This window comes from Sphingobacterium allocomposti, assembly GCF_008124885.1.
Classification (GTDB): Bacteria; Bacteroidota; Bacteroidia; order Sphingobacteriales; family Sphingobacteriaceae; genus Sphingobacterium; species Sphingobacterium allocomposti.
The window spans coordinates 169,606-182,323 of record NZ_VNHX01000004.1; the positions used below are offsets into that span (position 1 = coordinate 169,606).

Consider the following 12,718-nt stretch of genomic DNA (forward strand, 5'->3'; position numbering starts at 1 on the left):
TTTTTTTTCGAACAAAGAACAAAAACAATACTACACTTATGCTAAACCTTGTCTTATTCGGTCCTCCAGGTGCTGGTAAGGGTACTCAATCAGAAAAACTCATCGAGAAATACCAGTTAGTTCATATTTCCACGGGAGATATTTTTCGGTCACACATAAAAAACCAGACAGAACTTGGACAACAGGTAAGCCAGATCATTGCGGAAGGTAACTTAGTTCCAGATTCCATTACGATTGCTATGCTGGAAGAAGAGATCAAAAAGAATCCAGGTGCTAAAGGATTTATATTTGATGGTTTTCCGCGTACCGTGGCGCAGGCCGAGGCGTTGGACAAATTTTTAGTATCAATCGGCCAACGCATCACAGGGGTGGTAGCATTGGATGTGACGGAAGAAGAGCTAACACAACGTATAGCCAAACGTCAGGAAATTTCGGGGCGGGCGGATGATGCCGCTGACAAACTGAAGAAACGTATAGAAGAATATTTCCAAAAGACGATCCATGTGTTGCCTTATTACGAGGCTCAGGGAAAGTTGTCCAAAGTTAACGGTATTGGTGATATCGAGACAGTTTTTGAGTCGTTAACAGCTATTATCGATCAATATTAATTAAAAACATAGATATTTACATATGGCCCAAGGCTCAAATTTTGTGGATTATGTGAAGGTGTGTTGCCGTTCGGGACACGGAGGGGCTGGCTCTGCGCATCTGCACAGAGATAAATTTACAGCTAAGGGCGGTCCCGATGGAGGCGACGGGGGGCGCGGCGGCCACATTATACTTAAGGGCTCAAGCCAGCACTGGACGCTTCTGCATCTTAAATATAGAAAGCATATCATCGCAGCGAACGGAGAACCCGGGGGAAGCGCGTTGCGAACAGGGGCGAATGGTAAAGACGAGATTCTTGAGGTACCATTGGGAACCATTGCCAAGAACGCCGAAACCGGTGAGATATTGTTCGATATCACAGAAGACGGAGAAACAAAAGTCTTGACGCCGGGAGGAAAAGGAGGGCTCGGCAATTGGCACTTTAAATCGTCCACCCAGCAGACGCCCCGTTTCTCGCAGCCTGGCCTGCCCGGCAAGGAGGAATGGATTATTCTCGAGTTAAAAGTCTTGGCCGATGTTGGGCTGGTAGGGTTTCCCAATGCCGGAAAATCCACATTACTATCCGTCGTTTCCGCGGCGAAGCCAGAGATTGCTAATTACCCCTTTACCACGTTAGTGCCAAACCTTGGTATTGTAGGGTACCGCGACAACCGATCGTTCGTCATGGCGGATATTCCGGGCATTATCGAAGGAGCATCTCAGGGGAAAGGACTTGGACATCGGTTTTTGCGCCATATTGAACGAAACTCTGTTCTTCTGTTTATGATTCCTGCAGATACCGACCGAAGCATCGAACAAGAGTACCAGATCTTACTGGATGAACTCACGGCTTATAATCCGGAGCTGATGGATAAGCCCCGGTTGCTGGCAATAACAAAATCGGATATGTTGGACGAGGAGCTCGAATCCGAAATGGCCGAAACGTTGCCCAAGGGTATTCCGGCAGTGTTTATATCGTCCGTCTCCGGAAAAAATATTCAGACATTAAAGGACATGATCTGGCGGGCCATCAACGGCGAATAAAAGACATTTCTACAAACTATAAACAACAAGAGAGGCTCCAAAAGCCTCTCTTGTTTGTTGTAACCACCTGATCCGGGAACGGTTACCAAGCGGCCTAGATAATGGGAAACAAACGTGTTTCTACCTCTATATGTCGAAAGGAGCGAAGCCGCTCGAAAAATATACTGTTGGCCCTAGAGGATCCGTGCTGTTCGATTAAGTAGGGAACGATCACCGTTTGACGTCGCAGACGGATCTTGTAATATCCGAAAAGTGTACCTCTGTTTTTTTGAACTGATTTTACTTCTGACACACCGATCGGGTCGTTTAGAAGGTTGAAATACAGGGTCTCCTGCTGAATGTATTGTACTATTACGTTATCTGTTGTCGGATCGAAATATATACGTTGGTTCCGCACGGTCTTCACATGGTTGGTCAATACGATTAACTGGCCAATTAAATAAAGACTTAGGGGCAGCGCAATCCACAATATTTTGATTTTCATGCCGAGGATGAGCACCAAAAAGAACAGGCCAATTCCAATGCCGACTGTCCATAAGGTATTGCGGGTAACCCGAGCCAGTATCTGGGGGGAAGTATCCAGATGGGTATAACTGTTTGGCTTGGCTGATTTAATTAGCCCCCCGGCGTCCTTTCTGAGGAAAAGCCGCCTTGACAGAAAATAAAACAATATAGCACATAAAGCTATTATCAACAGGATCTTCATGTGGCGCTAGTACTGTTCAGATTCATTGGGATAATCACCGGACTTTACGTCGGCAACATATTTTGCAGCGGCATCCACAACGTCACTGTACATGTTCATATAACGTCTGAGGAATTTCGGTTTAAAATCTTTGGTGTACCCCAGCATGTCGTTCACGACCAAAACCTGTCCATCGCATCCGTTGCCAGCGCCTATCCCGATGGTCGGTATACGCAACGACTGCGAGACCTCCTGCGCCAAGGCTGCCGGAATCTTTTCGAGAACGACGGCAAAGCAGCCTGCGTCCTGCAGAGCTAAGGCATCCGACTTTAATTTCGCCGCTTCCTCTTCCTCCTGTGCGCGCACCCCAAAAGTGCCAAACTTATTAATGGCTTGAGGCGTAAGCCCCAGGTGCCCGCACACCGGAATTCCGGCGTGGATAATTTTTTTTATGTTATCTAAAATTTCGACGCCTCCTTCCAGCTTCAGGGCGTGGGCACCGGACTCTTTCATCATGCGCACTGCCGCTTTAAAGGCGTCGTCAGCAGATCCTTGATATTCGCCAAATGGAAGGTCGACCAATACGAGCGCTCTCTTTGCACCCCTCACCACCGCACTGGCATGATAAATCATATGGTCCAACGTGATAGGTAGCGTGGTTTCATAACCGGCAAAAACGTTTGCAGCAGAGTCCCCAACCAGCAGAACATCCGTACCGGCCTCGTCCAAAGCTTTTGCCGTAGAGAAGTCATAAGCCGTCAGCATACTGATCTTTTCGCCCTGTTGCTTCATGGAAAGGATCGTATTTGTTGTTACACGTTTGATAAGTTTGTTTACAGACATTTTCGACGTTTTAGAATAAGCAAAACTACCAAAAAACTTATAGAACCAAGACACAAGGTTGAATAGTTTGAAAATGTCGTCCCGGCGGCTAGGCGCATGGCTTAACTTTCTCGCCTTTATTTTGTACTTTTGCAGCTATGCAGGAGAACGACAATCGTTTATTTAAGTTTCCAAAATTTCAGGATTTAATCATTTTTGAGGACGATAATCTCATCGTTATTAACAAGCCTCCTTTTGTAGCTTCCTTGGACGACCGCACCGGAGGCGAGGTAAACATACTTCGGCTTGCTAAAAAATATCATGCCGACGCGCAGGTCTGCCATCGGCTCGATAAAGATACCTCGGGGATTTTACTTATCGCAAAAAATCCCGAAACGTATAGATTGGTATCGATCGAATTCGAACGGCGACGCGTGAACAAAGTTTATCACGCCATCATCGGGGGGACGCACACGTTCAACGAACTTATGGTGGACTTACCGATACTGAACCAAGGGAATAAAAATGTGTCGATCGATCGTATCAATGGCAAGGTAGCCCAGACCGTCTTTAATTCTATTCAGTACTTCAAACATTTTACATTGGTGGAATGCAGGCCGATAACCGGCCGTATGCACCAGATCCGTATCCATCTGGCAACACAGCACGCCGCGATTGTTGGCGACACCATGTATCGCGGTAAGCCCGTATATCTTTCGCAGATCAAAAAGAGGGGTTTCACCATGTCAAAAGATCAAGAGGAGCTGCCTATTATGAAACGCTTCGCGTTACACGCAAGGGCCGTGCAATTTACTATCGATGGAACAGTGTACGCATTTGAAGCCCCTTATCCCAAAGACTTTGCTACGCTGTTAAAGTTGCTGGAGAAATTTGATTCATAAAGGACGACGTGGTATGGTTGATGTTGATAAGAAGAAAATAAGACGGATAATAAAAAACCTAGCGGTGGCCGCACTTATTCTTGTGCTCGTACTGCCCGCTGGCCGTATATGGGTGCAAAGAGGGCTGATGAAGATCGGATTGTTCCGGCCGGATTTAGAACAGCCAAAGGAGGGTTCCCAAACACCGTCGGCCGTCGGCCATACCGCACCGGAAGTCACTTTTCTGAACAATGAAGGGAATACCGTCAGGGTGTCGGATCTAAAAGGTAAAGTTGTTTTTCTTAACTTTTGGGCCACCTGGTGCCCCCCATGTAAGGCCGAAATGCCCTCTATCCAGATCTTAAAGGACAAATTTAAGGGGAACGGCAATGTCGTGTTTTTGTTGGTGGAGATAGAAGGTGAGAGACAGAAGGCCCAAATGTTCATGGAACAGGGAAATATGGATTTACCGGTGGTCTATCCCCAAAGTGATATCCCGCCCGAATGGCTGGGACAGTCTATCCCCACGACAGTTATCTTAAATAAAGAGGGACGTGTTGCGGCGCGCCACGAAGGGATGGCTGACTACTCGCGGACAGAAGTCTCCAACTTTATCACAGAGCTACTTAACAAATAACTTATATGACCAGAGCGGAACTAATTCGCCAAATCAAGCTGAAGAGGAGTTTTCTTTGTATCGGATTAGATACAGATTTAACGAAGATCCCGCAACATTTGCTGGATGACGAGGATCCCATTTATTCGTTTAACAAGGCTATTATCGAGGCTACCGAAGATCTTTGTGTCGCCTATAAACCCAATATCGCGTTCTACGAATGCTATGGCGTAAGGGGATGGCAATCCTTACAAAAGACCTGGCAGGCGCTGCCTAAAGACTGTTTGGGAATTGCCGACGCCAAACGTGGCGATATCGGAAATACGTCGAGAATGTACGCGCAGGCGTTTTTTGATGAGAACGTCTCGGGGCTAGGATTTGACGCATTAACCATTGCACCCTATATGGGACATGATTCTGTTACCCCTTTTTTAACTACGGAAGGTAAATGGGCGGTCGTGCTGGCCTTGACCTCAAACCCTGGAAGCATGGACTTCCAGAATTTTAAAAATGCCGAAGGGGTGCAGCTATTCGAATATGTCCTGGATAAGGTCAGCAACTGGGGATCCATAGAAAACACCATGTTTGTTGTTGGAGCCACACGGGGCGACGCCTTTATCAAGGTCAGAGAACATGCGCCCGACCACTTTCTGTTGGTTCCGGGAGTTGGGGCCCAAGGAGGCTCGTTGGCCGACGTATGCCGGTATGGGATGAACCGTGATTGTGGGCTCCTTGTCAATAGTACCAGAGCTGTTATCTATGCTTCTAGCGGCAGAGACTTCGCGGAAAAAGCCAGGGAGGAAGCGCTGAAGCTGCAGCAGGAGATGGAGGCGGAGCTGCAGAAGGCAGGCATTATTTAAGGAGCAGGCATCAACAATTGTCAGGTGCTCACGGCTATTGGCTACCATGCTGTTGCGAAAGTTTTTTCATAGAAGCAATTTGGCACAATAATTATGATATTAGGCTGATAGAAAACTATGGGGATCAGAACACTATATTTTGTCGGCCTGGCTGCTGTTTCGTTTTTTGCTTCTTGCAGCTCTCTGTATATGCCCAACGTGCCGGCGACTCCTATGTTTAGGGAGCAGGGCGAAGCGTATGTGGCAGCACATGTTAATGCAAAAGGAAACCTTAGTGGAAATGCAGGAGTAGCCTTGGGTAGGCATGTCGCGGTCATCGCCAACGGATCCTATATCGACAGGGGAGGTGAAAGTAGCAATCAGCTTTTTAAACAGCACCTTATAGAGGGCGGACTCGGATATTTTACAAAAATAGGTAAGGAAAAGCGACAGGTTTTAGAGGTTTATGCCGGTTATGGTGTCGGTTCGTCGGCTGAGATAGAACGACGGGCAACTACAATAGGAATGGAACCTGTAGAGAGCCGGAACATGGAGTTCGACAAAATTTTTGTCCAGCTGAATTATTCTTCGACGAATAGGAAAAAGATAAACCTATTTGGAAAACGGCGGAATCTAAATTATGGCACAGCCATACGTGCTAGCAGGGTGGCGATGAAAGATTTCACGATCGACGGAATGGCAAGCCAGCCAGAAGAGGCGCTGTTTATAGAACCGCTCTTCTTTACCCGTATGGAATTGAACAGAGGCTTTCAGCTCCAGTATACAAACGGATTCAATTTTAATGTGGTAGATAATACGTATCTCAAAGCGGGAAACGCGGTTTTTACACTCGGAGTCACGTATAACTTTACAAAGAGCAGGAAATGAGATCGAGCGGTCTCGTCTGTGGGCCGCGGAGCTGGACAACCGATCCGCAAGCGAGCGGATATAAAGTAACAATATAGATAACATGGATAAATATTCAAATATGAGACGGATTAAGATAGTGTCGGCCTTCGTGGCTGTACTCGCGGTTTTTATTTTAGGAGGCTGCGCCATTAACAGAAACCAGGTGGAAGCTTTGGCAAAATGCGATTATACGGTGGAATCGCTGCAGGACGTAAGATTAGCAGGACGGGTGATAGACAATTTCGCCGGCCCGGATGGCGTCAACCTGTCTGCTCTTCCGGGTGTCGCCCTCGCTATGTTGCGGAAAGACCTGCCACTTGAAGCCCGCATTAATATGAAGGTGAGTAACCCGACAACCACAAGGGCTGCGATCAACTCGTTCAAATACCTGATAGAAATACAGGGCAAGCCCCTGTTCGAAGGAACCGTTAATCAAAACCTGAACCTAAACACCGGCGAGAGTACAGTCGTTCCGCTGACCTTCAAAGCAAATATCTTCGGTACAGCTCAGGAAAGAGGACTCGAAAACGTGCTTAACGAAATTTTTACGCGGCAGGGCGAAGGTTTCTTAGTCCTCAAAATAAAGCCGTCAATTAGAATCGGGAACAGCAACATTTACTATCCCGGTTATATTACCGTTGACCGGAATCTGGCCAAAGGGATCGGTAAACTGGTTATGTAGTTATGCCCAATTTCAGACCATGCGCCGCCAAGTGGGGGCGTGGTCTGAACCAAGTAGAGATAGCGGACACCTGCATACCGGTCGACCCGCCCGCCCGCCGGCGCCGCCGATTAGTTCCGGTTGAAGGTGTATCCCACCGTCCACTCGATAAAATCAGCCTTTCCTTTATGGGCTTTAATGGATATGCCGGCGTTGAGGTCTTTGTAAACATAATATCGGGCGCCTGCACGTAGAAAGATCCGTTCTATCTCGCCGTTAAAATATTGCTTATGAAGGTAGTAGCCTATATTTCCATTTAGCACGAGATTTCTGTTCAGGACGTGCACGAGATAAAAAGACGGTCCTCCGGAAAGCTTTGCGCTGAGCTTGCCTTTGTCTTCTCCGGCGATCTCATCATTGTTCCCCGACGACGAATAAAAGACGTCGAAGCCACCGCCCATACGCCACTTGTGAGAAACATGTTTGCTGGCGTAGGCACTGACAGTTGTTTTGAAGAAGCGGCGGTCGCGGTCCCGCTCGAGCTGTTTCCAGCCTACACCATAGTTGATATGATATAAGATGTTGTCGGGATACGGGGTTACTTTCGTTTTGTCGGGCAAAACTGAACTGCCGTTAGGCTGGTAAGTTATCGAAGCGGTTACCGGTATAAGATTCACACCCTTGTTTGGCAGCTTTAACGCTCCATTAGAAAAATGATGGAAAGCCAGGCCTATTCCTGCCCGCCAATTGGGGTTAATCTTATATACCGACCGTATACCGAGATCAATGAACACATTATTCCTGGCGCCGATAACCAGGTTGAGCGGGTTGGTGTCTTCGTTGTACGGGTTAAAATTGCCCGATATGCCCAGGCCAATCCGGTAGTCAAACCCCCAGCGCCGATTGCTGAGGTTGCCGAAGGGCGACTGTACGAATCCATACACCGCGTAAGGACTGCCGATAATGTCGGTATTGAATGTGCTTGCATAGAAACCGATGCCGTATACGGGATTGTTGTAGAGTGTGAAATACTGATCGTCGGAGTGTTGGATTTTCCAGCCGACTTTTAGATTCACGCCGTTGTAATAGGCGCTTTGGAAAGTTGTCCGTCTTATTTCTTTGGAAGCCAGAATACCGCCATTTTCCACTTCCACCTCAATAATAAGCGGGTTTTTTGCCGGTCGATCATTTTTCAACGTATCCACCTGTGCCTGGAGCTGCGTCAGCATAAAGAAAATAAAAGAGAATATTAACGTATTTTTTTTCAAAGTTGCTATGGAATATGTATAATTTTGGCCGCAAAGTTATTAAATTTTGGGAAAGGGTGGAGGTATAACCCGATTATTAAGATGGCCAATTTTATTATCATTGTTTTTTGCCTGCTCTCGGGGTATATTCTGCGGATTTCCAAGGTCGTTAAACCGGATGGTTTTAAGGCTATTAATTCCTGGATAATTTATATAGGTTTGCCGGCTACCTCATTTTATTATCTTCCCGACTTAAAATGGGACCACACGTTGTCGCTCTGCGTCATATTGCCCTGCTTTATCTTACTCGGGGCCATCGTTTTTATTAAAGGGGTCGGAAAGCTGCTGCAGTTGTCGAGGCGCACAACGTATACGCTGATGCTGGTCTCCGGCTTTAGCAATACCTCGTTTGTCGGATTTCCTTTAGTTGCGTCTTACTTTGGCGAAGAATATATTAAATGGGCTATTATCAGCGATCAGACAACCTTTTTTTTGCTGGCATCGGTAGGCACGGTAATCGCCCTACAGGGCTCCGGCGGGGCACGTTCATCTGTCCCTGTATCGTATATCCTGCGGCGGGTGCTTACATTCCCACCCTTTGTAGGGTCGGTGTTAGCCCTCTCGTTGTCCTCGGTAGTCGATTTTTCAGGTCTGCAGCCGCTGTTCGCACAGCTATCGGCGACGGTATCGCCGCTGGCACTCTTCTCCATCGGTATGCAGCTGTCGTTTAACTTTTACCGCTCAGAGGTTGCCGTGATGGCGTTGTCACTATTGTACAAACTTTGCCTCGGCCCCGGTACACTGATTCTCGCCACCTATCTTCTCGGCTACAGCGGGCGGATAGCTCAAGTGGCAAATTTTGAGATGGCCATGCCAACGCTGGTGTCGACAAGCCTGCTTTTACAGGAGTTCCGCCTAAATGCCAAACTGGGAAATTCAGTCATAGGCATGAGCATTGTAGTAGGCTTATTTTCAACGTGGTTAGCTTATCAGCTTATTCACGTCCTTTTGTAACTTGATTGTTGTAAAAGATGCTTAGTGTATTTTTTACAATATATTTTCTATATTTAGTACCGATTTATAAAAATCTAGATTGATGACTACAAACTTTGTAAAAAAAGGGGCCGTGGTTTTTTCATTGCTCGTAGCTAACCTTCTTTCCTCTGCACAGACCCGGCATGAGCGCTATGTTCAAAAGCTCGACGGGACCAATCTTGCATTTTCGATGGAAGCAATTCCAGGAGGTGAGTTCATGATGGGAAGTGATAAGGGACAGAAAGACGACGAAAAACCCGTACATAAGGTGAAACTGGATCCATTTTGGATGGGGACATACGAAGTTACGTGGGACATATATGAACCTTTCGTGTATAAAGATCTGGAAGTGACCCAGTCGGTCGACGGAAAGGTGGCGCCTGAGGTAGACGCCGTAACGCGTCCGACCAAGCCGTACCTCGATATGACCTTTGGTATGGGGAAGGAGGGGCATCCGGCATTGGCCATGACGCATTATAATGCTATCCAGTTTTGCAAATGGCTGTACACCCGGACTGGGGTGTTTTATCGTCTTCCGACGGAAGCAGAATGGGAGTATGCCTGCCGTGCCGGTTCAACGACTGAATATTACTTTGGAGACGATGCCTCCCGCGTGGAAGAGTATGCGTGGTTTGCGGATAACAGCGGCGGCGAAACAGCGCCTGTTGGTAAGAAGAAACCCAATGCCTGGGGATTATACGACATGATGGGAAACGTAGCAGAATGGACCTTCGACCAGTATATCCCCGATTTTTATAAACAGTATTCGGGCAAGGTGGCCGACAATCCCGTAGCGGTCCCCACAACCTTGTATCCGCATAGCGTGCGTGGAGGATCCTTCGAAAGCAAAGCCGAAGACCTTCGTTCTGCGGCAAGAATGGCGTCAGATCCTTTTTGGAAGCAGCTAGATCCGCAGATACCCAAGTCGAACTGGTGGTTTCCAGAGGCGCCGTTTGTCGGACTGCGGCTCGTTAGGCCGTTAAACCCGCCGTCCCATGAAGAAATCATGGCGTATTATGACAAGGCACCCATAAAAGACTTCTGATTGATAAATTATAATACCTAAAACTGATGGATAATTTTAAAAGACGAGAATTTATTAAAGCGGGTTCTGCATTGGCAGGAGCTGCTGTATTGTCCAGCACGCCTGTATCAGGGGTGTTCGCCGCCGGAAGCGATGTCATTAAAATCGCTTTAATAGGCTGCGGTGGCCGTGGAACAGGGGCAGCTTTCGATGCTTTTGCTTCGGGGCAGAATATCAAGCTGGTGGCTATGGCCGATGCGTTCCAGGATAACTTGGAATCCACGTATAACACGCTGAAGGAGAAGTTCGGTGATAAGGTGGACGTTCCGGACAGCCGTAAATATGTTGGTTTTGAGGCATACAAGTCTGCTATAAAAGATGCAGATGTTGTCCTGTTGGCAACTCCTCCGGGATTTCGCCCTATTCATTTTGAAGAAGCGGTGAAGGCAGGTAAACACGTGTTTATGGAAAAACCGGTGGCGGTGGACATCCCTGGAGTACGGAAAGTTCTGGCGGCGGCAGAAGAAGCGAAAAGAAAGAAGCTGAATGTTGTCGTCGGTTTACAGCGCCGTTATCAGACCAACTACCGCGAGGCCATCAAAAGGATACAGGATGGGGCGATAGGCGATATCGTCTCTGGTCAGGTGTATTGGAACAGCGGCGGCGTTTGGGTCCGCCCCCGCAAGCCGGAACAGACCGAGATGGAGTATCAAATGAGAAATTGGTATTATTTTAACTGGCTGTGCGGCGATCACATTGTCGAACAGCACGTTCATAATATTGATATAGCAAACTGGATAAAAGGAAAATATCCCGTTTCGATTCAGGGCACGGGAAGTAGGGCACACCGTATCGGCAAAGAGTACGGCGAGATTTATGATAACTTCGCTGTCGAACTGACGTACGACGACGGCGCTGTGGTGTATAGCCAATGCCGCCATTTTGAGGGAATTTCAAACCGGGTTGATGAGACATTCCAGGGGACCAAAGGCCGTGTATATCTCTCGGCCGGCAATCAGGCGATCCTCTGGGATGCTAAAGGAAACGAGATCTACCGCCATGATCCTAAAGGGAATCCGAACGCGTACCAGCAAGAACACAAAGAACTGTTTGAAGCTATCGCCAAGAACGAGTACAAGTTTGATAACGCGGAATATGGGGCCTATAGCACATTGACAGGAATTATCGGACGTATTGCGTGTTACACCGGAAAGGTGATAAAGTGGGACAAGGCGCTGACGTCGGATGTCGATCTATCACCCGAAGTATATGCATGGGATGCAATGCCCAAAATCGTACCCGACCAAAATGGTGACTATATCGCCGCTATACCGGGAAAAAATACGGAATATTATATTTAAGTGGTACTCCGCGGCGTTTATATTTTGTTGTTGTTGTCTTTAAACTGCTTTGCTTTTGCGCAATATCCCCGGTTTTTGATAGAGGGTGCTGCGCAGGGTACAAGCTATCAACTGCAGTATTACGCGCCGCGGGAGCTTATACGTAAGGCTGAAATCGACAGTGTCTTGCGTGTTATCGACCGCTCAATGTCATTGTATGAACCGACGTCACTGATTTCTGCGTTTAATAACCCGGAGACCCTGTCGTGGTTCGAAATGGATGAGCATATGACGAACGTCGTCAAACGTTCTTTTGAGGTGCATAAACGTTCGGGTGGGATGTTTGACATCACCGTGAAACCGCTGGTAAGCCTTTGGGGCTTCGGACCGAAACGTCCAAAGCAGATGCCGGAAAGAGCGGATATCGATAGCGCGTTGCAGTTCGTGGGAATGGACAGGCTCGAATTAAGGAAAAGAAAACTCCGTAAGCGCGATGGCCGGATAAGTATCGATCTCAATGGGATCGCGCAGGGATATTCGGTGGATGTGCTCGCTGGTTTTATGGAACGGAGAGGAATTGAAAACTATATCATTGAGCTCGGAGGAGAGATCAGAACCAGTGGGCATAAAGGTGGCGGAGAGCCGTTTAACGTTGCGATCGAGCGGCCTGAAGGCGTTGCTGCCTCGCCGTTCATCCTGGCGTTGCGCGATAAGGCTGTGACGACCTCAGGAAGTTACCGGAGGGCATTCGATTTTGAGGGAAAAAAGATCCATCACCATATCAATCCGTTTGACGGATATCCATTGCAGAACGATACAGCGAGTGTAACCGTAATAGCGGAGACTGCTATGGACGCCGACGCTTACGACAACGTCTTTATGGCGCTCACTCCTGAAGAAGGAATCCGCCTGGCAGACCGCTTAAAAGGGATAGAAGTATACATCATTCACAGAAAGGACGGAACGTTCAAGGAAGTTTTTTCTAAAGGATTCTTAAAATTCATTAAAAATTAACCAGTTTTGGTAT

The 12,718-nt window shown here is 47.6% G+C and carries 14 protein-coding genes; 11 read left to right on the forward strand and 3 right to left on the reverse strand.

Annotated features, from left to right (window positions below):
• Nucleotides 1-38: 38 nt before the first annotated feature.
• Both BC792_RS04765 and obgE read left to right on the forward strand, forming a co-directional pair.
• Nucleotides 39-608 (forward strand): adenylate kinase, encoded by a 570-nt coding sequence (locus BC792_RS04765; protein WP_148907845.1) that lies wholly within the window; start codon nt 39-41, stop codon nt 606-608.
• A 22-nt stretch (nt 609-630) separates the two neighbouring features.
• Nucleotides 631-1,632, forward strand: coding sequence for a GTPase ObgE (obgE, locus tag BC792_RS04770; RefSeq protein WP_148907846.1), 1,002 nt, complete (start codon nt 631-633; stop codon nt 1,630-1,632).
• Nucleotides 1,633-1,726: 94 nt separating this feature from the next.
• Here the strand turns inward: obgE and BC792_RS04775 are convergent, their stop codons facing one another.
• Entirely contained in the window at nt 1,727-2,338 is a 612-nt protein-coding gene (locus tag BC792_RS04775) for a hypothetical protein (RefSeq protein WP_148907847.1), read from the reverse strand.
• A 6-nt stretch (nt 2,339-2,344) separates the two neighbouring features.
• Nucleotides 2,345-3,160, reverse strand: a complete 816-nt coding sequence (gene panB, locus BC792_RS04780; protein ID WP_148907848.1) for a 3-methyl-2-oxobutanoate hydroxymethyltransferase — start codon at nt 3,158-3,160, stop codon at nt 2,345-2,347.
• Between the two features lie 137 nt (nt 3,161-3,297).
• On the opposite strand from panB, the gene BC792_RS04785 reads away from it, so the two are divergent.
• The 5 genes from BC792_RS04785 to BC792_RS04805 all read left to right on the forward strand — a co-directional run bounded on the left by BC792_RS04785 (nt 3,298) and on the right by BC792_RS04805 (nt 7,066).
• The gene (locus tag BC792_RS04785) at nt 3,298-4,041 is read left to right on the forward strand and encodes an RluA family pseudouridine synthase (RefSeq protein WP_148907849.1); all 744 of its coding nucleotides are present in this window, start codon (nt 3,298-3,300) and stop codon (nt 4,039-4,041) included.
• The gene (locus BC792_RS04790) at nt 4,031-4,657 is read left to right on the forward strand and encodes a TlpA disulfide reductase family protein (protein WP_246154848.1); all 627 of its coding nucleotides are present in this window, start codon (nt 4,031-4,033) and stop codon (nt 4,655-4,657) included. Before BC792_RS04785 ends, BC792_RS04790 begins: the two co-directional genes overlap by 11 nt.
• A 5-nt stretch (nt 4,658-4,662) precedes the next feature.
• The gene (gene pyrF / locus BC792_RS04795) at nt 4,663-5,496 is read left to right on the forward strand and encodes an orotidine-5'-phosphate decarboxylase (protein WP_148907850.1); all 834 of its coding nucleotides are present in this window, start codon (nt 4,663-4,665) and stop codon (nt 5,494-5,496) included.
• A 117-nt stretch (nt 5,497-5,613) separates the two neighbouring features.
• On the forward strand, nt 5,614-6,363 hold the full coding sequence (locus tag BC792_RS04800) for a hypothetical protein (protein WP_148907851.1): 750 nt from the start codon (nt 5,614-5,616) through the stop codon (nt 6,361-6,363).
• A 100-nt stretch (nt 6,364-6,463) separates the two neighbouring features.
• On the forward strand, nt 6,464-7,066 hold the full coding sequence (locus tag BC792_RS04805; protein WP_148907852.1) for a hypothetical protein: 603 nt from the start codon (nt 6,464-6,466) through the stop codon (nt 7,064-7,066).
• Nucleotides 7,067-7,176: 110 nt separating this feature from the next.
• Here the strand turns inward: BC792_RS04805 and BC792_RS04810 are convergent, their stop codons facing one another.
• Complete coding sequence (locus BC792_RS04810; protein ID WP_246154849.1) at nt 7,177-8,313, reverse strand: acyloxyacyl hydrolase; 1,137 nt, start codon at nt 8,311-8,313, stop codon at nt 7,177-7,179.
• Between the two features lie 81 nt (nt 8,314-8,394).
• Here BC792_RS04810 and BC792_RS04815 point away from each other — a divergent pair, with 81 nt between their 5' ends.
• From BC792_RS04815 to BC792_RS04830, 4 genes are all read left to right on the forward strand, one after another.
• Nucleotides 8,395-9,306 carry an AEC family transporter gene (locus BC792_RS04815; RefSeq protein ID WP_148907853.1) on the forward strand — a complete coding sequence of 304 codons (912 nt, stop codon included), beginning with the start codon at nt 8,395-8,397 and terminating at the stop codon, nt 9,304-9,306.
• 82 nt (nt 9,307-9,388) lie between these two features.
• Nucleotides 9,389-10,372 (forward strand): formylglycine-generating enzyme family protein, encoded by a 984-nt coding sequence (locus BC792_RS04820; protein WP_148907854.1) that lies wholly within the window; start codon nt 9,389-9,391, stop codon nt 10,370-10,372.
• A 26-nt stretch (nt 10,373-10,398) separates the two neighbouring features.
• Complete coding sequence (locus BC792_RS04825; RefSeq protein WP_148907855.1) at nt 10,399-11,712, forward strand: Gfo/Idh/MocA family protein; 1,314 nt, start codon at nt 10,399-10,401, stop codon at nt 11,710-11,712.
• A 33-nt stretch (nt 11,713-11,745) separates the two neighbouring features.
• Nucleotides 11,746-12,705, forward strand: a complete 960-nt coding sequence (locus BC792_RS04830) for an FAD:protein FMN transferase (protein ID WP_170249958.1) — start codon at nt 11,746-11,748, stop codon at nt 12,703-12,705.
• The last annotated feature ends 13 nt before the right edge of the window (nt 12,706-12,718 follow it).